Raw genomic sequence first — 19,935 nt, 5'->3', positions numbered from 1 at the left:
TACTATAGGTAAACAGAGCGGGCATTTGGAACTGTGCTTTCTACTTAGTTAAACAAACGCGTTTCAAACAAAGACGAGTTCTTAAAGCGATGTAAGCTTTTCGCCCCAGCCAATACGGCAAGATCTAGAATCGGCTCGATCAGTACAACACTAAGGTAAGCCATACCGAACGTCGCGACAGCCGCTACGTTCTCGGCACCGAAACCTTGTCCATAAAACGCCCAAAAAGCCACCCAAGCGACAATACCGCCTTGGTAAGTTAGGGACAGTTTCAATGCTTGCTTGTAGCTAATATCGACATAAGCCGTATTCTCAGCAATCGTACGACGGGCAACAGCAGACATGGCAAACAGAGGTAACAATAAGGTCGTCACGTTCATGCCATATTGAGGCAGGTCAAACTGAGCAAAGAAGACTCCTTGCGTTAGCAAACCTAATATCAAGCCAACAGAAGCTGCGGCTGGGCCAAAGATTAGAAACAGCGTTGAACCTAATATGAGATGCACTTCAGACACTCCGACGGCGTGATGAGGCAAGAGTTCAAAAAAGGCAAAAACAAAAAGTGTGGTCAAAGTACTACGACCGATTAAAGACATAAAGCCGTCTTTTTTTATCATGTCGATAGAAGCTTTAGCAGAAAATCCAAAAGCGGCCAACGCTGTAGCGTAACTCAAAACGATTTTTGCGCCGTCAACGACGCCAGGTTCAATATGCACTATGTGCCTCCAAAATATGCTTCATACTCACCCGTATGATTCAAATTAACGGACTTTCGCATGACAAAGCTTGCCGACAAGAAAAGTCCTAATTAATGAAGGCCGGTCTCCGGACTGATAAGTGTTTTGCAGATCTGTATTTCTAAAACTCTCGTCCCTTCCCATTCAAAGATATTTCTATCAATGGACAGTGGGAGTAAGAAAAATACATCACTTATTTACCGTTGCGGGGGCAGTACAGGGATTGCTTAACAAAGAGCGCACCTGTTTCCCGTTTCACCCATTAGGGCACCTTCACAAGAACTGGTATTCATTATTTTAATGCAAGATTAATAACCGATTACCAGAGATTCGAAGCGTACGGTTTAACTTAAATTTAAGCAACTAAAGCGATGGAAATACTGAACGCTTAACGAACACCCTTCATACAAAGAAGAAAGGCATTCATCTAGGTTTGTTAGTCTGAAAAAGTTTTAAGAAGGTTTACGTCCAGATAAAGAACTGCGAGCATTCATACGCGACTCAATATTCTTCAGCAAAGATGTTCGATGAAAGATAGTTCCGCCAATAATTCCAATAGCACTACCAATAGAAATATCGACCAATCGATGCTCTAGTAAAACGGCAGTACTCATATTAGCGCTAGTAAACTCAGCCATAATGACCGTTAACGGAGTAATAAAAATCACCGCTGCGCCGTAGTTTTTGACGATCAATAATTCCACGACAAATTGAAAGAAGATCATGCTTAACGCTAAAACCCAATAATTCGGCTGCAAAGAAAACAAACACCAAGCGACACCCATACCAATTGCGGTACCAACAATGCGATGAACATTTCGGTGCCAGATCATTCGATAAGTGGCACCTTGTAAAATAGCCGCACATGAAATAGGTACCCAAAGTGCGTTAGGTAAAGCCAGTAACACAGCCAATAAATAAGAGAAAGATATAAAGAAAGCCACTAATGCGCCTTCTAAAATAATCGCATTCACCTGAGTGTCTGTTTCAACTTTTGTTGCTGGTAAATCATTTGCGCCTGTCATTAAGCTATAAATAAACGCCAGACCACAAGATAGCATCCCACCCAAAGCAACCATGCCGATATTCGATGACCATTTACCTAAATCAAAAGGTAAATAAATCGCCAACGCGGAAACGAGAATAAAGAAAAAACTACCTGGAGGCGGTAAGCGATAATATCGAGTAATAACAATAGCGCCAAAGGACAGCGCCCCAAGAGCAAAAGCTGCAACGTAAGAGTTAAAACTGGACAGAGAACCAATGGTAAAACACACCATAAAGCCAAATGAGCACATGGCTAGCGTCACCATTCGATGTGCAGTACGCGTTTTAGGCAAATACAAAATGACCATTGCCCCTAAGCTAGACAATGTCGCCACTGCGAACTGGTCTGTCGCCGCGCCAATCAAGGCAGGAATACCAACACAGACTGCAGCAAGGACCGCCAGGTGCCAGGGACGCTTAACATCACTCCACGCAAAAAGATCTCTTATTTGAATTAATAAAGCGTTAAACAAGTGCATACCCCGTGAATAATGTTTAGTAGATAAACATTATATCAGCATTATCTTTGCTCAATAATGGAAAAACTAAAGTTACTAGCGACATCAATTCGATAGATCCCCAGGATAAAAAACCAAACTTTTTATCAAATCAAAGTGTTTGAAAAGATAAAAAACCACCTTTATCTAAAGATACGCTCAGACCATACCGTTAAGCCTGCCGCCACACTGCCAAAGTGGTCGCCATCCAAAACAGGAATATCACCAATACGTTGTTGAATAGCCTCACGAATCACCGGGGATTTTGCCGAACCACCTGTCATATAGATCAAATCTGGTTTCTCACCTGCCTGCTCTATCGCAGCAGTCATCAAGTTCAGCATTTTTTCTAAAGGTGAAGCAATTGACTTCGTCAGTTCCTCACGAGTAACAGTAGCAGTTAACTCCGCTTCAATATAATCCAATGAAGCAAGATAACTCTGAGCATCAGATAAGGCTATTTTCGCCTCTTCTGCGCTACGCACGATATGATAGTTATGTTTTTCTTCTCGCATGCGCAAGAAGCGCTCAATCAACTTTGGCTGTGCAGCATCTAAACGTAGCTGATTTATTTGATTCTTTGTTTCCATACTATTAAAGGTCGCGATGGCAGACACATCATTCGTTGTGACTGCATTCCAATACAGTTGAGTCGGCATTGGCAACCCCGTCTTAAGTAGCGAACCCATACCAAATAACGGCATAAAGTGTTTGCCTGCAATCTGTATGTCTAAATCATTACCACCAATTCGTTCACCAGTGTGAGCTAGAAAATCACTACGACGCTCTTCTTTTTTGAGGTAGTCAGGCCCCATACGAACCATCGCGCAGTCGGTGGTACCACCACCAATATCCACAACCAATACGGTTTTATTCTCAGCCAGTTTCACTTCAAAATCCAAACCAGCAGCAATCGGTTCATACAGAAACTCAATTTCTTTAAAACCTGCACGTTTACCTGCTGTCGTAAGGATCTCAAGCGCTTGACGGTTACTGACTTCTGCATCAAGACCTTGAAAATTGACAGGACGACCAATGACGGTATGAGTAATTTCTGCACCCAAGCTTTTTTCGGCGCGCTGTTTGATGTTCTGCATCATCACAGTCACAACGTCTTCAAAGAAATGAATATGCTCGGAACGCAGTCCAGCGCCACCTAGAAATGACTTAGGCGATTTTACGAAGTAGCCTTCTTCAGGCCATTGAAAGTATTCGTCAAACGCAGCGCGCCCAAAAAATAACGTTTGGTCTTCATCTGCAATATCTTCTTCATAACGCGCACGCTTAGCCCGTGTTAAAGCATTCATACGCAATTCTGCGAAGGCTTGTCTTGAATGAATATCTTGAAGGCCTCTTCCGACCGCTTCGGTAATCAAGTCTCGATCTAAAGCGTATAAAGTAGACGGTAAAAAAGCATGTTCTCCTTCTAAAGCGACCAAACGCACAGCCGAATCTTGCACAATACCTAATGCACAATTTGATGTTCCGTAATCAAATCCACAAATCATCTAATATTTACCTGTTATCGCTAATAGAAAAGGGTCGCGGACGATAACAGAAAGATTCAAAAGTATCAAAACTATCAAGTCACTATATCCCCATAGCAAGCCTATTCTAAATAATAGAGAATGCTCATTCTTTTAAATTTACTTAAATACGGCACACAAGATAGTTAGTGTACCTAATATATTTCATAGGAGAAAAAGGATGCTCTTTTCGTTACAAACTAAAATTACCCTCCAGTCCATAATTGTGGCCATTATCGTCGCTATCGGAGTTGGTGGCGTTTCTCTTTACGCCTTAAAATCAGATAGCGATGCCCGTATAAAATCAGAAGCCGGCTCTCAAGCAAATGCTATTTCGACTTATATAAATAGCTGGTCTGGGGATCGTATCGGCACCATGCAAGCCATCAAACAAAAGATAGAAACTTCTTTACAAGAAAGCCCTAACCTAAATAAAAAAGATATCCAGAATATCTTACAACAAGCCCAAGCTAGCTTAGGGTTTGGTATGACATTTTTGGGTCTAGAAAATGGAGACATGTATCGCCATGATCCATCTCTAAATAGCGCAGATTACGATCCTCGCAATCGTAGCTGGTACATGGATGCCAAAGCTAAAAACAGTGCTTATGTAACAGCACCTTACATATCAGCGGCTACCAAACAACTCTCCATGACGTTTGTCGAACCTATTACGATTAATGGCAAGTTTGTTGGCGCTATCGGTGGTCTAGTCTTTTTAGACAGCGTCTTAGATAGTATTTTAGCGATGAAAGTCGCAGGTAATGGTTATAGTGTGTTATTCGATGGAAATGGCAAAATCATCGCTCACCCAAACACAAAACACATATTAAAAGATGCTATGAATTTGTCTCCAGTATTAACCAGCGATTTTTTCAAAAAAGTTCGTAATCAAGCCATTTTTACCGAGCTTAAATTAGACGGCAAAGATATAGATATGTATGCCAGCAACATAAAAGGCAGCCCTTGGGCTTTAGGGTTGATGATGGACAAAAATGTTCTAAATGCCCCCCTTGTTAGCTTAGGTACTAATATTATTATTGCTGTGTTTATTTTGCTCTCGATTGCTGTATTGATAGCAGTTCAAGTTACCCGATTTTTACTGAAAGACTTGCGCCGGGTGTCTGACAGTATGGCGCAAATCGCCCAAGGTGAAGGCGACTTAACACAACGATTAACTGCAAGCTCTAAAGATGAAATAGCCGTTTTGGTCGACAATTTTAACAAGTTCGTCGTACTACTACACGGAACGGTCTCTCATCTTAAAAAAATTGGTCATGAATTGGCAAACCAAGCCAGTATTGCTCACGACTCTTCACAAAATAGTTCGCTAAAACTAGAAGAGCAGCAGCATAATATTTCTATGGTCGCTACTGCTATTCATCAAATGTCACAAGCAACACAAGAAATCGCTAACAACGCAACCAATACTGCAATAAATGCTGATGAGACAGTAGCTGCAGGTAATATAGGTCAAACTCAAGTACTTAAAAGCTAAGAAAGTATCAGAACACTAGCTACTGATATTCAAGAGGTTGCCAATGTTATTAACGATCTAAGCAAAAATGCTGATGGTATCAATACCATCTTAACGACGATTTCGGGAATCGCAGAACAAACTAATTTATTAGCATTAAACGCTGCAATCGAAGCTGCACGGGCAGGTGAACAAGGCCGAGGCTTTGCAGTGGTTGCTGACGAAGTAAGAGTACTTTCACAACGTACTTATAGTTCAATTGAAGAAATTCAAAAAATGATTGAGTCTTTGCAAAAAATCACTAAAGACGCAGTAGGCAAAATTCAATTAAGTCATACTAGAGCAAACAATAGCGTTGAAGACGTCAATCAGGCAAAAGACAGCCTAGACAAAATCCAACAATCGGTTGCAACAATCAATGATCGCGCGGCACAGATTGCGACGGCAACTGAAGAGCAAACCAGTGTGACCGAAGAGGTAAATCAAAACACGACTGATATTCAGCGAGGCTCTAAAGAGCTAGTAACGCTTGCGGCTGAAAGTGCCGCTCGTGCCGAAGAGCTTAAATCTCTTGCCGATGACCTAACCAAAAACATCAATCACTTCAGAACGTAAGAGACTGATGCCAATAAAAATGCCCTATTCAGGTTTACCTGAATAGGGCATTTTTTGTTCTTTAACTTTCAGCTCTCTTTAACAAGGCATTAGACCAGAGGTGAAACGCCAATAATTGCCTGATGTAAGTAAAAAGCAATAGCAAACCAAGTCACCATAGCAAAAGTGAAAGCCGCTAAATCAAACTGAACACCAGCTTCTTGATCACGTATTACACCTGCCTTTCTATCACGACGGCGATAAACAGCAAAGCTGACAATAGACCAAACCAAGAAGCTTCCGAAGAGTATTACATCAGCCAAGCTTCCGTTGCTGATTAAATGAGCAAATGCCCAGATTTTAATAGCAATAATCATTGGGTAACCCACTTTCTTTTTCATCGTCGTGTTCGGCACTAAAGCAGAACCGACAAAGAAAAGAGCAACCAATACTAATAGACCTGCCAAATGCCTCGTCCATACTGGAGGAAACCACAACCAAACAGGTTCAAGGCGCGCTTGAGAATACCCCATAACAATCAGGCCAACGGCAATCAAGGTGATCATACCAAAGCGCATCTTCCAACGCATTTCACCATGTATTGCCATACTTTTTTCACGCCAATTCGGTGCGACTAAACGAACCGAATGCACAAAAAAGAAAATTACCAACCCCATCACTAAAATCAACATACTAAGATGTTCCTTCTACACTTTAAAAATCTTTCAACTGTCTATACGCGATTACTGCAATACAATACTCGCAATCCTAAAAGATCCGATCCTCTGGACTATAATTTATAGCGCAGGATTATAGAGGGAAATACTCAAGAGGCCTATTATTCATTACGGTCATCCCATGAATGATTAAATGTCTTAAAAATCCAACTAGTTTATCTCCAATACTAAGGAAAAATGACCGATCGGTTCATCTTCTATAGTGAAATATGAGCAACAGAAAGATGGGCATAGGACAAATCCTAGTAAAAGTCGTCAAAATGTCATAAAAAGCCCTGTAAAATACCTTTATTGAGCTAGAAAAAGCCCCCTCCTTTGCACTAGAATACACCGTTTTGACTAACGGGCAGGTTGCCATGATCAAGACACCTTATTACCTTATTGATAAAGCAGCACTTCTGAAGAACTTAGAGAAGATCGCTTATGTGCGCCAGCAGTCTGGAGCCAAGTCTCTGTTAGCTCTAAAATGCTTTGCAACTTGGTCTGTATTTGACCTAATGCAAGACTACATGGATGGCACCACATCTTCTTCTCTATACGAAGTCAAATTAGGGAAAACCAAGTTTCAAGGCGAAACGCATGCTTATAGCGTGGCCTATTCCGACGATGAAATCGCAGAAGTACTAGATCACTCTGACAAAATCATTTTCAACTCCATTGGTCAATTCAATCGTTTTAAAGAAGCTAGTAAAGACAAGACCCGTGGTTTGCGTGTTAACCCTCAAGTAAGCACCTCTGAATTTTTGATTGCCGATCCAGCACGACCTTTTAGCCGTCTTGGAGAGTGGGATCCAGAGAAAATCGCAACTGTAATTAACTATATATCTGGCTTTATGTTCCACAATAACTGTGAGAACAACAGTTTTGAACGCTTTGATGAGATGCTAAATCTTATCGAAGAACGTTTTGGCCATTTGATCCAACAAGTAAAATGGGTCAGCCTTGGTGGCGGCATTCACTTTACTGGAGAAGGTTACCCAATTGATAAGTTCTGCCAACGCCTAAAAGATTTTGCCCAAAAATACGACATTCAGGTCTACCTAGAACCTGGTGAGGCCAGCATTACAAAAAGCACCACTCTAGAAGTCACAGTATTAGACACACTATTTAATGGCAAAAACTTAGCCGTTGTTGATAGCTCTATTGAAGCTCACATGCTGGACCTACTAATCTACCGTGAAAACGCTAAGATGGCTCCTTGTGATGGCGAACATGAATACATGATTTGCGGAAAATCCTGTTTAGCAGGCGATATTTTCGGCGAATTTAAATTTGATAAAGCACTACAAGTGGGTGATCGCCTGTCTTTCCAAGACGCAGCTGGTTACACCATGGTTAAAAAGAACTGGTTTAACGGTGTCAAAATGCCGTCTATTGCCATACGCCAATTGGATGGCAGCATCGAGCTTGTAAGGGAATTCGGTTACAACGATTTTGAGCAGAATCTGTCTTAATTCTGCTTCGGTTAATATTTTGGAGTAAGCACTACCATGAAAAAAAATGTACTCATTATTGGCGGCGGAGGCGTGGCACGTGTTGTGGCACATAAATGCGCCCAACACAATGACACACTGGGCAATATCGCAATTGCTTCGCGCAGCGTTACGAAATGCGACGATATTGTATCCAGTGTCCTCGACAAAGGCAGCATGAAGGTAGAGGGCCGCATTCAAGCATTCGCCCTAGACGCTCTTGACGTGCCAGCAACGATTAAATTGATTCAAGAAACCGAATCACAAATCGTCATTAACGTAGGTTCAGCTTTCGTTAATATGTCTGTACTTGAAGCTTGCATGGAAACAGGTGCGGCTTATTTAGATACAGCCATCCACGAAGATCCAAGCAAAATTTGTGAAACACCACCTTGGTACGCCAACTACGAGTGGAAACGTCGCGATGCCTGTAAAGAAAAAGGCATCACCGCCATTCTAGGTGTGGGCTTTGATCCAGGTGTCGTAAACGCGTATGCAGCGCTTGCTTATAACGACTATTTAGACTCCGTTGACTCCATCGACATCATCGACGTGAACGCTGGTAGCCATGGCAAATACTTCGCCACTAACTTTGATCCTGAGATCAACTTCCGTGAATTCACCGGACGTGTTTACTCTTGGCAAGACAGCGCATGGCAAGAAAACAAAATGTTTGAAGTTAGCCGTACAGATGACCTTCCAGTGGTTGGCTCACAAACGACTTACATGACAGGCCATGATGAAGTGCATTCACTTTCTCAAAACCTAAACGTTCCAAACGTACGTTTTTGGATGGGATTTGGCGAGCATTACATCAACGTCTTCACCGTTCTTAAAAATCTAGGCTTGCTATCTGAGCAGCCAGTTAAGACAGCCGAAGGCTTAGAAGTTATTCCACTTAAAGTTGTAAAAGCAGTACTTCCTGATCCATCTTCTCTTGCACCTGCTTATACAGGTAAGACTTGCATTGGTGATGTGGTAAAAGGCAAAAAAGACGGCAAAGACAAAGAAGTATTCATCTATAACGTAGCTGACCATAAAGAAGCTTATAACGAAGTAGGTAGCCAAGGAATTTCTTATACTGCTGGTGTACCTCCTGTTGCTGCTGCAATTTTAGTTGCCAATGGTACTTGGGATGCAAAGGAAATGCGCAACGTAGAGCAACTTGATCCTAAACCTTTCTTGGGTTTGCTAAATGAGATGGGGCTTCCAACTCGTATTAAAGACGAAAACGGCGACCGCCCTTTTACACTTTAATAGCTAATTAAGATTAGCGATCCATCACTCGAAATAACCTCGCATTTGCGGGGTTATTTTTTATCTAAGAAAGCCCATTCAATAAAAGCACCCTGATTAAAATAAATACCAGCCCTCAAGACTTACACAATTAAAATAAAATCCTTACAATATCTTAACGCTCTCGATCCCCCTCTTTAGAATCTAGCCAAGGAACATCGTTATGAAAAAGGAACTAAAATTTGCAGCACTAACCGCTGTAATTACACTAACTCTTGCTGGTTGTGCGTCCAATCCAGACTCTGCCTCAAACCTAGCTGCCGATGCAAAACAATCAGAGACAATTACTCAAATAAACAACCTCAAGCAAACTATTGATGCTGCCAATAAGAAAATGGCGCAAGGCATAGAAGAAGAACTAGATTGGTTTGCTACAGAAGAAGTAACAGATGCAAACAAAGCATTAGCTGAAGCGAAAGTGTACTACGCAAAATTTGAATTTAATCCTTCAGAAGCAAATAGCAGCACAGGCTTTTTTAGTTCGACAACCAACATTGCTGCTGCAGAAGAAGGTATCAGCAAATTCAATGAACACATGACAAAAGCAGTTAACATTAAAGCTGCAGCGCTATCGGTGTTAGCAGAAGCATTTGAATATCGTACACAACTTAAAAAAATTGATGCTCAAAAATACTTCCCAAGCACAGTTAAAGAGCTAGAAAATGATCTTAAAAAACTGGTAGACCAAGTCTCAAACGATAAAGTTGAAGCTGCAATTAGCGCCCAACCGACGTTAGTAGCCAAACAACAAGCACTAGAAATAAAAACAGTCACAGCTATCTATCTTACCGACGCTAAAAAAGAACTAGACAGACTCGTCAAAGCGGGAACAGCTCAACATGCCCCAAAATCTTTATCTCAAGCTTCTGCATCACTAACGGCAGCAACCGCATTTATTGCAGCAGAACCAAGATCCATCGATAAAATCAAATTGCAAGCTGAAGCAGCAATGTTTTCAATTAACAGAGCTGAACAAATAGCACTAACCGTTAAACAGCTTAAAGCACTGCAACAAAAAGATTATGAAGACTATGCCATCATCTACGAAAACATACTGCTTGAAATCAGCAATGCTCTTAATGCTGAAGATCGTCGGGATTTAGCTTTCGAAGACCAAGGAAAAGTATTAGTAGCATTCATCGAGTCCAATCTAAAAGATCAAGAAGCGTCTATTCAAGCACAGCAGCAACTACGCAAAGAACTGAAAGATCAAAAATCCTACGTCGAACTTCTAAAAGAAAAAATTAACACCCTAAACGCTAACTTAGCTGATGCAAAAAAATCATTAGCGGACCTATCATCAGAAAAAATAGCAGCAGAGAAAGCGGCGTTAGAAAAGGTAGCTAAAGCGAAACAAGCAACAGCAGAACAAGAAAACCTAAAAGCAGAAGAAGCGAAAGTAGAGACAAAAGCTCCAGCAGAGGTTAAGACAGAAACAGTACAAACAGAAAGTGCAACGGCTCAGTAACGCGTTTTATAAAACATAAAAAAACCAGAGCATGCACTCTGGTTTTTTTTGGCTAGAAAATATTATCTACCTATGAGCAAATGCCGTTTTCGTGCAGTCACCTTCGATTTTATCTTTCTCTTCTGCCAGAATTTCGTCGGTAAACTGACTCATAAAGCAGCAGCAGATCCCCTCGCCAATCATGGTACGTGGACCCATTGGATGACCAATGTGTTTGTACACGCCATGTGAGTGTCCATAAGAATGGCTATGACCATGTGAATGATCGTGCGAATGGCTGTGTCCATGAGAGTGATCGTGTGAATGACCATTCCCTTGAGAATGGGAGTGATCCTGATGCTTAAGAACAACAGAGTGACGCTTTTCTGAATGATCTAACGCTTGAACCAAGTTGGTAAAATGCTTGGTATCAAACTCAGATAAACCTTGTGTGTCGTCTTGTGGATCAACAAACTCTGCGTGGTGATGATGAACATCTACTTCGCCCGCTGCAAGACGTCGTTTGAAGGAGTTCATTAGAGTTTCTTCACCCGTTTGTAATTCGCCTTGCATAATTTCTTTCACACGGTTTTGGAAGGCATCAATTACACGAGGATGATCATTCAAATAAGGTGTTTGAACGAAAGTTACTTCTGGATTTTCTTGAGCCACCTTGTCCACATAACCTTGGATACGTTTGATCAAACGACCAGTGAACAAGAAATATGGTGCGACAACAATACGCTTAAAGCCAAGTTTCATTAGCTTTTCAAGGCCCACACCAACAGAAGGGTAAGTCACACCAGAATAGACAGTATCCGCCCATCCAAAGCCCATGTTTTCGTTAACTATACGCGTCAACTTAGCCGCTTCGGCATTGGCAGAGGTATCCGATGTACCACGACCAACTACCACCAAAAGGGTGTCATAAAGAGTTTCTGGTGGGGTTTCTGGATCAAGACCAAGGGATTCATAAATACGCGCTTGGAACGCTTCGATCATGTCATCTTGTAGGCCTAATTCACGCCCATAAGTGATTTTTAAACCTGGGTGTTTTTCTTCATACGTCGTCAACACAGAAGGAATGTCGTTTTTCGCATGGGTAGCAGCGAACAGCATACCTGGCACAGCGTAGATTTCTTCTACACCTTGACTCACTAAGCTGTCTAATCCCATATGAATATTCGGTGCAGAAAACTCTAAAAAGCCGTATTCCACAGGAAGGTCTGGATAACGCGCTTTAAGTCCTTTCGCCACTAGGCCAAATTCACGCTCAGCGTCTTTATCACGACTGCCGTGACCACAAATCATAATGCCCTTTTTGGCCTGTTCTTTATTACTCATCATTTCTCTCTACTTTAATCATCTCAGCTGGTAGTGAGTGTAGACTCGACCAGCAAGGTTACAATAGATCTTCTGCCCAAGATCACTGACGTTGTTCTTGTTGCTGATCTAAATCAAGCAACAAGGATTGAATTTTTTCACGGTGCTCATCGGCATTTTGCCACATGCCACGCTGTATGGCTTCTAATAAGCGCTCACCCATTTCTTCTAGCGCATGGGGATTATTATCACGCATAAAGGCTTGGTTTTCTGGATCAAGCAACAATCGATCGGTAACTTGCTCGTATTGATAATCGGCCACCAGATCGGTGGTCGCATCGTAAGCAAATAAATAATCCACGGTGGCGGTCATTTCAAACGCGCCTTTGTAGCCATGGGTTTGCATAGCTTCGATCCATTTAGGATTCAGCACTCGTGAGCGCACCACACGATTCAACTCTTCTTTTAAGGTCCTAATTTTTGGCGAGCTCGGGTTAGAGTGATCACTATGATAAACGCTCGGCGCTTGACCACTAAACTCAGTGACCGCATTGGTCATGCCGCCTTGGAATTGATAATAATCGTCTGAATCGAGAATATCGTGCTCGCGGTTATCTTGGTTTTGCACCACCGCATCCAGTTGAGACAAACGCTCAATAAACGCATCTTTGGCTTCGACGCCTTCGCCACTCCCCTTGTTATGATCACCATCAGCGTCATCGATATAAGAGCCATAAGCATAACTGCCCCAGTTTACATACGCTTCGGCAAGATCAGCCTTGGTGTCCCAACAACGCTCATCAATAAGACCTTGCAAGCCCGCGCCATAAGCCCCCGGCTTGCTACCGAATACACGGTAAGTCGCTTGGCGATTCGCCTCAGTTTCATTCATGCCTTGAGCAAGTAATTTGCTTTTTCGCGCTTCCACATTGGCGCGAATCACGTTGCCATTCCCCGGCTCTTGATATGCCGCAATGGCTTGCACGGCCGCATCATAGAGCCGCATTACATTGGCAAAAGCATCTCGAAAAAAGCCTGAAACACGCAAAGTCACATCCACCCTTGGACGACCTAATTGCATGCAGGAAAGAATTTCAAAATCGGTCACACGATTTGATCCCAGTGCCCAAATTGGACGAACACCCATCAACGCAAAAGCTTGGGCAATATCATCGCCGCCGGTTCGCATGGTAGCGGTTCCCCAGACGGACAAACCTAGATCTTTCGGGTAATCGCCATGTTCTTGTAAGTGTCGTTGAATCAGCGCTTCGGCCGACATCTGACCAATCGCCCAGGCCGCAGGTGATGGAATCGCTCGATTATCGACAGAGAAAAAATTGCGCCCTGTTGGCAAGGTATCGAGTCTGCCACGTGTGGGCGCGCCGCTTGGGCCTGGGGGAATAAAACCACCCGCCAAGCCAGTGATTAACGCTTGGATTTCATCATGAGCACTTTGCTGCAAAGCGACTAACAAGCGCTTTTTACTGTGAGCCAATAACGCGGCTGTTTGAGGTAACTTTGTTGCTAACTCATCTGTTGAATCGTCACCAATCAAATGACTTTTCACTAGCGATTTGGCTAATAACTCTAAGCGTTCTTTAGTGTCCGCATGGGTGCGCCAATCTAATTCACTGATGGATTGTAAAAGCTCAGGCTTATTACCAAACCAAGGCGTTCGCTCACTTTTCATTGGATCGAAATCGTCTTGTGCCAATGAAAAGTCTTTTACTAATGCATGGAGAATGCCTTGACTGGTGATTTCACTACCGCGTGGTAAACGTAACAAGGCCACCAGCGTATCAGCGAGTTTATCGTCTTCGGGTAACTCTCCTAGTCGATGCAAACCATGGCGAATTTGCGCCTCTTTTATCTCACACAAATACGTATCTAGCCCTTCAAGCACAGCATCGTCATTACCGGATTCAACGCCAGTAAGCTCTTCTAACAAATGGGACTCTTGAACTTTTTTGAGAATTTGCTCGCGCAGCCAAGTTTCTCGGCGCACATCCATGCCCATGGCTTGGTAATATTCGTCGACTAAGTTTTCTAGCTCGGCCATGTCGCCATAGGTTTCAGCGCGGGTCATGGGCGGCATAAGATGATCAATAATCACCGCTTGCGTGCGGCGCTTAGCTTGCGCGCCCTCACCTGGATCGTTGACGATAAAAGGGTAAAAATGTGGCATCGGACCTAGGGCAATATCTGGCCAACAAGACGCTGACAAAGCAGTTCCTTTACCAGGTAACCATTCTAGATTGCCGTGTTTGCCCACATGCACAAAAGCATCCACTTGATACACATGGCGCAACCAAAAGTAAAAAGCCAAATAGCTGTGAGGCGGAATCAAATCAGGGTCATGATAGTTCGCCGCGAGATCCAAATTAAAACCGCGAGCAGGCTGAATGCCGACAAAGGTTTCACCTAAGCGAATCCCAGCCAACATGATGCGACGCTGGCCGTTTTGCTCACGGCATTTGTGGTCGTCTTCTGGTGGCCCCCAACGATCCCAAACTGCGTTTTGGCATTCCAACGGGAGCAGATAAAAGTACTTTAAGTAGTCTTCTAAGGCGAGGCTTTGCCAGCAACCACGTTCATGTAAAGTGTTAGGATTGTTGGTAACCGCACCAAGTAATTCTTCGATCAAGGCATTACCATGATCGGGAATATTCTCAATCGGATAACCTGCACTCTCTAGCACTTTTAATAAATTCACCGCCGAGGCTGGCGTATCCAAACCCACACCATTGCCAATACGACCGTCTTTGGTTGGGTAATTGGCTAAAACAAAAGCGATGCGCTTTTCGTGGTTTGGTTTGCTGGCTAAATTCGCAAAACGCTTGGCAAGTTGAGCGACAAAACGCGCACGCTCTTCATGCAATTCGTAACGCACTAAATCTACTTGGGCGATATCGTTGTAATGACTTAAAGCTTTAAAACTGACAGCACGAGTAATAATGCGTCCATCCATTTCCGGCAAAACGATTTGCATGGCTACATCACGGCTGCGTAAGCCTTGGGTTTGCGCTTGCCAATCGTCTTCGGTACTACCAGAAAGAATCAACTGCAAAACCGGAATGGGCGAAGCAAAGGCAGATTGAAAATCCGTCGGTTCAGAGGCTAAATCAGGGCTCCCGACACGATTCGCTGCAAAGCCGGTGGTGTTTAAAATCACCTTGGCTTGCGTTCGATCCACCAGCGACTCAATCAAGCCCACCGATACATCGTCTTTTAGAGAGCTCACGGCCACGGCCAGCGGTACCAGCCCTTCTTGCTCTAGAATCTCGATCAAGCCATCAAACATGGCAGTATTACCGCTTTGTAGATGAGAACGATAAAACGCCAAGATGGCAACAGGACGACTTTCCGCCAGCCAATCAGCATAGTGGTTCTGCCACTGAGTAAAGCCAGACGAATGACCGGCATGATAAATAAGCGCACTGGGTAAAGGTGTTGGCTCTTGCCAAGGACAAGGTTGATCAGAGTATCGGTCGGTGAGGAAATAGAATAATTGCTGAGAGTTTGTTTGACCGCTTTCACGCAGATAACGCCACACACGATGGCAGTCTTCTGGTTTCGCGGTGGAGACGTTCATTAGTGATGGATCTTGCGAGTCATCCCCCGGCACCACAATCAGTATTCGGCCAGCTTTCGCTTTCGCCCAGTCTTGTAAGCGCTGAAAACCATACGCCCAATAGTGCTCGCCACCGAGTAGTGAAACGACGACCACTTTAGCGTGATCGAGCACCTTGTGTTCGTATAAATCGTAAGCGGCAGGTTTGACCAACTGCATCCAATTGGCAAGGCGAACACTCGGTAATCGTGTGTTGTCCCATCCATCATTGGCACGATGAAGAGAAAGGATCTGATCAAGAGCGCTACCAAGCGCACCGAGCACACTATCAGCCGCGGCCAAAATCACTAAGTCCGCAGGTGTTTGCCTAAGATCGACAATCCCTTCATCGTCAACAAAGCCACCCGGTTTGGCTGCTAATAAGTGCACTATTTCTCCAATTGTTTTACTAAATCAATCTTGTCATCAGATTATTCGACTCTTATCCACAGCGTCACGAGCGCAGCCGCTTCGTTCAAATATCAAGCACTCAAAGCATCATGAAGAATATTCTCAATCTGCTCTTTACTGATGCCTTTACCGATAAACACTAACTGCGTTTTGCGCACTTCTTCAGGTTGCCATAGGCGATCAAAGTAGCGATCTAGACGAGTTCCTACCACTTGAAACACTTGGCGCATTGGTTTGCCATGTACTGCCGCAAAGCCTTTGACACGGAAGATGTTGTGTTCTTCCACAAGTTGAGTCAGGGTTTCTTGCAAAAGATCAGACTGAACCTCACCCAATGTCACGACAAAAGAATCAAAATGGTCGTGGGCATGGTCATGATGTGCACCATGAGCATGATGATGATCGTGGTGGTTATGTACTTCATCAATTCGGCTTTCTGTTGCAGCGTCAATACCTAGCAAGACATCCAACGCGGCTTCGCCGTTTTCGATATAAACAGTTTTGACTGTACTTGGCACTTCATGAGCAATAATCGCTTGCACACGAGCACGCTCTTCATCGTCCAACAAATCATTTTTACTGACCACAACTAAGTCAGCCGCGCTTAACTGATCATCCAGCAATTCTTGCAAGCTAGGATCATGATCCAGACTTTCGTCAGCTTGACGTTGTGCTTGTACTTTGTCTTCGTCATGAGCAAAGCGGCCTGCCGCTACTGCTGCACCATCCACCACGGTAATCACTGCATCGACTGTGCAATGCTCTTTAATTCCCGGCCAGTTGAAGGCTTGCACCAAAGGCTTTGGTAACGCCAAGCCACTGGTTTCAATCAAGATATGATCAATATCACCACGACGAGCAACCAGCTGCTGCATCACTGGCAAAAACTCTTCTTCTACGGTGCAGCAAATACAACCATTCGCCAGTTCGTAAAAACCGTCGTCACTACGCTGGCTTCCCTCTTCTACACCTTCTGGGCAATCAAGAGGACAAGAGCGCAATAGATCAGAATCGATATCTAGTTCGCCAAACTCATTGACGATCACGGCAATACGCTTTCCAGCCGCTTGCTTTAGCACATTAGATAATAACGTTGTTTTACCACTGCCCAAAAAGCCAGTCACAATTGTTGTTGGAATTTTATTCAACTGCATGATTCATCCTTCTTACTTTCAGGGATAGTATTTTAAAATTATGTTTTCTTAGACTTGTGTATCTTACGAAAGATATGCGCTTGTCCTTTATCATATAAATAGGAATCCGCGAAATCTTCCGTGTCTAATACCTTTCCGACCAATATCAAACTGGTACGAGTGAATTTTTTCTCTCTTACTTTGGCAACAATATCCGCTAAAGTTCCCACAACATAATCTTGATCTGGCCAACTAGTGCGATAACACACAGCAACAGGGCAATCTTCGCCATAATGAGGAATGAGTTCTTCGACGATTTTATGGATACGAGTGATACCAAGATGAATCGCTAACGTCGCGCCACTTTGCGCCAAAGCTGGCAAACGCTCTCGTTCTGGGAAGGGAGTTTTACCTTCATAACGAGTCATAATTACGGTTTGTGAAACACCAGATAACGTCAGTTCTTTACGCAATAACGCAGCCGATGCCGCAACCGCACTGACACCCGGAATCACTTCGTAATCAATATCTAAGGCTTCCAAACGACGAATTTGCTCGCCAATCGCGCCATAAAGAGCCGGATCACCAGACTGCAAACGGGCAACGTCTTTGCCTTCTTGCGCGGCTTTTTCGATGACTGCTGTTGTTTCATCCAAATTCATTTCCGCTGTATCGTAAATTGCCTCTGCTGAACCACGAACACTATCAATCACCTGCGGTGGAATCAAAGAACCCGCATAAAGAACAATCGGACAACGTTCCATGGTTTTGACGGCTTTTACCGTCATCAAGTCTGGATCGCCTGGGCCTGCGCCAATAAAGTAAACCTTCATTTATTTCCCTTATCTTTTATAAAGAGCTAAAACGTTTATAAGCGCTCTTAAAGCTTTTTAGAATAACCGCGCGGCGTATAAATCCAATTCTTCTCACCATTGACTATGTGTTTGGTGTCGGAGTTCCCGACACTGACCATGGTAAACATATCCACGTCTTTGGCATCTAATTCGCCAAGCGTCGTAAAGGTAATATCTTCTTCAGGACGAGTTAATTGGCGGCCAATCATGACTGGTGTGGTAGCAGGACGATATTGCAACAAAACATCACGAGCGTGGTTCAATTGCCAATCGCGTTTTTTCGAAACGGGGTTGTAAAAAGACACAACAAAATCGCCAGCGCCACAAGCATGCAAGCGCTTATCGATGGTTTCCCAAGGGGTTAATAAATCAGACAATGAAATAGTGCAGAAGTCGTGGCCAAGCATGGCGCCAACTCGGCTAGCGCCCGCTTGCATAGCAGAAATACCTGGGATAACTTCAATATCCACATCCAGCCATTCAGGATGATTTTCTTTGCCTTGTAACTGCATATCCAGCAATTCAAATACCAAAGTCGCCATTGCATAAATGCCAATGTCACCGCTGGAAATCAAAGCAGTATTTTTTCCTTGCGCAGCCAAGTCAAGAGCCAAGCGTGCGCGGCCTATTTCTTCACCTAATGGCAGATTATGAAAGGTTTTTCCTTCGCTTAGCTCACCCAGTAAATCTAAATAGTAGCCGTAAGCAACCCAATCACTGCAAACTGCCAATGCTTTGGTGGCATTCGGTGCCACCAAGCCTAAATCACCGGGCCCCATACCCATTACAAATAACTTGCTCATGCATTCTCTACAATATAATCAAGCGCCACAGGACGCGAATGAGGCCATTGTACACGGATTGCAAATTTGACGGGATGAAAACACCACTATTTAGAATGAGTGATGTTCAGGTTTAGGATTCAACACGAACAAGGCGGCAATGATTTCTTTCTACGCCATTAAACTCTAATTCAGCTTCATCACCATGAATCCAAAAAGATAGGCCTTCACCCAAATAAAATGCACCAGAGGCGCTTATTGCATGAGTAAGTACATAGGTTTTTTCTTTCCAAGATAACTGGGCTTGTTCGGCATGAAAAAATATATTTAAAGGCATGTTATTGCAGAGATAATCAGCCTCATTGGTTTGAGCAACGTCTTCTATCTCATATGTATCTTCATCTGGAGCAACGTTTTTATTAACTGAGCTGCAAGCAGCTAGTCCAAATAAAGAAGAACCAAGCAGGACGCTTTGTAGAAGCAACTTTTTAATGTGCACTATATGAGACTCCATTCTAGAACCACTTTTCCGATACACCATTCTTGACTAAAAGGTCATTATAGTGAGCAATCTGAATTTTAACAGCTCATATTATATAGCGCTAGATAATAAGCTCTACCAAGCACTATCAGTTATTAGTTACTTTTTGTTATTTAAACCATTAATTAACGGCAAAATTGTCACAAAATCGCCACAATTGACAAGAGCAGACTCTTTGACAGTCAAGGATGAAAACGAGTATATTTCACCAGTCGGATTTATCCGACTTCGTTCTCGGGGCGGGGTGAAATTCCCCACCGGCGGTAAAGACTTTGTTTAAACTAAAATCTAAGCCCGCGAGCGCCTTTAAGAAGCCTTTCTTTTAGGGTCAGCAGATCTGGTGTGATTCCAGAGCCGACGGTTATAGTCCGGATGATAGAGAGCGCGTCAGACAAGACCTATATTGGCTTAGCAACTTTTGCTACGCCCGATTTAAGGTATGCCATTTAAA

The 19,935-nt window shown here is 43.4% G+C and carries 15 protein-coding genes and 2 riboswitches; of the genes, 5 read left to right on the top strand and 10 right to left on the bottom strand.

Features of this window, described 5'->3' with window-relative positions; all coding sequences use genetic code 11:
• Positions 1-44 precede the first annotated feature (44 nt).
• The 3 genes from BUA59_RS00265 to yegD form a co-directional block, all read right to left on the bottom strand.
• On the bottom strand, positions 45-716 hold the full coding sequence (locus BUA59_RS00265; protein ID WP_072837737.1) for an energy-coupling factor ABC transporter permease: 672 nt from the start codon (positions 714-716) through the stop codon (positions 45-47).
• A gap of 83 nt (positions 717-799) precedes the next feature.
• Positions 800-1,027, bottom strand: a riboswitch (cobalamin riboswitch).
• A gap of 162 nt (positions 1,028-1,189) precedes the next feature.
• Positions 1,190-2,257 (bottom strand): FUSC family protein, encoded by a 1,068-nt coding sequence (locus BUA59_RS00260; RefSeq protein WP_425435097.1) that lies wholly within the window; start codon positions 2,255-2,257, stop codon positions 1,190-1,192.
• 167 nt (positions 2,258-2,424) lie between these two features.
• Positions 2,425-3,789 carry a molecular chaperone gene (yegD, locus tag BUA59_RS00255; protein WP_072837735.1) on the bottom strand — a complete coding sequence of 455 codons (1,365 nt, stop codon included), beginning with the start codon at positions 3,787-3,789 and terminating at the stop codon, positions 2,425-2,427.
• A gap of 199 nt (positions 3,790-3,988) precedes the next feature.
• Between yegD and BUA59_RS00250 the strand changes: the two genes are divergently transcribed.
• Positions 3,989-5,305, top strand: coding sequence for a methyl-accepting chemotaxis protein (locus tag BUA59_RS00250; RefSeq protein WP_245813067.1), 1,317 nt, complete (start codon positions 3,989-3,991; stop codon positions 5,303-5,305).
• Positions 5,306-5,311: 6 nt separating this feature from the next.
• Positions 5,312-5,899: a methyl-accepting chemotaxis protein gene (locus BUA59_RS24075; RefSeq protein ID WP_342742459.1), complete on the top strand. Its 588-nt coding sequence runs from the start codon at positions 5,312-5,314 to the stop codon at positions 5,897-5,899.
• An 89-nt stretch (positions 5,900-5,988) separates the two neighbouring features.
• On the opposite strand, the gene BUA59_RS00245 is transcribed toward BUA59_RS24075, so the two are convergent.
• Positions 5,989-6,570, bottom strand: coding sequence for an NnrU family protein (locus BUA59_RS00245; protein WP_072837734.1), 582 nt, complete (start codon positions 6,568-6,570; stop codon positions 5,989-5,991).
• 401 nt (positions 6,571-6,971) lie between these two features.
• Here BUA59_RS00245 and nspC point away from each other — a divergent pair, with 401 nt between their 5' ends.
• The 3 genes from nspC (at position 6,972) to BUA59_RS00230 (ending at position 10,851) form a co-directional block, all read left to right on the top strand.
• Positions 6,972-8,069 (top strand): carboxynorspermidine decarboxylase, encoded by a 1,098-nt coding sequence (gene nspC, locus BUA59_RS00240; RefSeq protein WP_072837733.1) that lies wholly within the window; start codon positions 6,972-6,974, stop codon positions 8,067-8,069.
• A gap of 36 nt (positions 8,070-8,105) precedes the next feature.
• Positions 8,106-9,344 carry a saccharopine dehydrogenase family protein gene (locus tag BUA59_RS00235; protein WP_072837732.1) on the top strand — a complete coding sequence of 413 codons (1,239 nt, stop codon included), beginning with the start codon at positions 8,106-8,108 and terminating at the stop codon, positions 9,342-9,344.
• Between the two features lie 202 nt (positions 9,345-9,546).
• Complete coding sequence (locus BUA59_RS00230; RefSeq protein WP_072837731.1) at positions 9,547-10,851, top strand: hypothetical protein; 1,305 nt, start codon at positions 9,547-9,549, stop codon at positions 10,849-10,851.
• 66 nt (positions 10,852-10,917) lie between these two features.
• Here BUA59_RS00230 and BUA59_RS00225 read toward each other — a convergent pair whose 3' ends face one another.
• The 6 genes from BUA59_RS00225 to BUA59_RS00200 form a co-directional block, all read right to left on the bottom strand.
• The gene (locus BUA59_RS00225) at positions 10,918-12,174 is read right to left on the bottom strand and encodes a sirohydrochlorin chelatase (RefSeq protein ID WP_072837730.1); all 1,257 of its coding nucleotides are present in this window, start codon (positions 12,172-12,174) and stop codon (positions 10,918-10,920) included.
• An 82-nt stretch (positions 12,175-12,256) separates the two neighbouring features.
• Positions 12,257-16,153 (bottom strand): cobaltochelatase subunit CobN, encoded by a 3,897-nt coding sequence (gene cobN, locus BUA59_RS00220; protein WP_072837729.1) that lies wholly within the window; start codon positions 16,151-16,153, stop codon positions 12,257-12,259.
• A 92-nt stretch (positions 16,154-16,245) separates the two neighbouring features.
• Positions 16,246-17,328: a cobalamin biosynthesis protein CobW gene (gene cobW / locus BUA59_RS00215; RefSeq protein ID WP_072837728.1), complete on the bottom strand. Its 1,083-nt coding sequence runs from the start codon at positions 17,326-17,328 to the stop codon at positions 16,246-16,248.
• 38 nt (positions 17,329-17,366) lie between these two features.
• Positions 17,367-18,140, bottom strand: coding sequence for a precorrin-4 C(11)-methyltransferase (gene cobM, locus BUA59_RS00210; RefSeq protein WP_072837727.1), 774 nt, complete (start codon positions 18,138-18,140; stop codon positions 17,367-17,369).
• Between the two features lie 47 nt (positions 18,141-18,187).
• Positions 18,188-18,964, bottom strand: a complete 777-nt coding sequence (cobJ, locus tag BUA59_RS00205) for a precorrin-3B C(17)-methyltransferase (RefSeq protein ID WP_072837726.1) — start codon at positions 18,962-18,964, stop codon at positions 18,188-18,190.
• Positions 18,965-19,076: 112 nt separating this feature from the next.
• Positions 19,077-19,442, bottom strand: coding sequence for an MliC family protein (locus tag BUA59_RS00200; RefSeq protein ID WP_157789926.1), 366 nt, complete (start codon positions 19,440-19,442; stop codon positions 19,077-19,079).
• A 268-nt stretch (positions 19,443-19,710) separates the two neighbouring features.
• Positions 19,711-19,872: riboswitch (FMN riboswitch) on the top strand.
• Positions 19,873-19,935 lie beyond the last annotated feature (63 nt).

The sequence above is a fragment of the Marinomonas polaris DSM 16579 genome (assembly GCF_900129155.1).
In the GTDB taxonomy this organism is placed as follows: domain Bacteria; phylum Pseudomonadota; class Gammaproteobacteria; order Pseudomonadales; family Marinomonadaceae; genus Marinomonas; species Marinomonas polaris.
Note: the sequence above shows the minus strand (reverse complement) of the source record. Positions and strands in the feature narration are given on the sequence as shown.

Excerpts from the sequence above, each read along its gene's own strand:
- BUA59_RS00235 (WP_072837732.1), top strand. The coding sequence starts at position 8,106 with ATGAAAAAAAATGTACTCATTATTGGCGGCGGAGGCGTGGCACGTGTT.
- cobM (WP_072837727.1), bottom strand. The coding sequence starts at position 18,140 with ATGAAGGTTTACTTTATTGGCGCAGGCCCAGGCGATCCAGACTTGATG.
- BUA59_RS00225 (WP_072837730.1), bottom strand. The coding sequence starts at position 12,174 with ATGAGTAATAAAGAACAGGCCAAAAAGGGCATTATGATTTGTGGTCAC.
- nspC (WP_072837733.1), top strand. The coding sequence starts at position 6,972 with ATGATCAAGACACCTTATTACCTTATTGATAAAGCAGCACTTCTGAAG.
- BUA59_RS00250 (WP_245813067.1), top strand. The coding sequence starts at position 3,989 with ATGCTCTTTTCGTTACAAACTAAAATTACCCTCCAGTCCATAATTGTG.
- cobW (WP_072837728.1), bottom strand. The coding sequence starts at position 17,328 with ATGCAGTTGAATAAAATTCCAACAACAATTGTGACTGGCTTTTTGGGC.
- cobJ (WP_072837726.1), bottom strand. The coding sequence starts at position 18,964 with ATGAGCAAGTTATTTGTAATGGGTATGGGGCCCGGTGATTTAGGCTTG.
- yegD (WP_072837735.1), bottom strand. The coding sequence starts at position 3,789 with ATGATTTGTGGATTTGATTACGGAACATCAAATTGTGCATTAGGTATT.
- BUA59_RS00245 (WP_072837734.1), bottom strand. The coding sequence starts at position 6,570 with ATGTTGATTTTAGTGATGGGGTTGGTAATTTTCTTTTTTGTGCATTCG.
- BUA59_RS00230 (WP_072837731.1), top strand. The coding sequence starts at position 9,547 with ATGAAAAAGGAACTAAAATTTGCAGCACTAACCGCTGTAATTACACTA.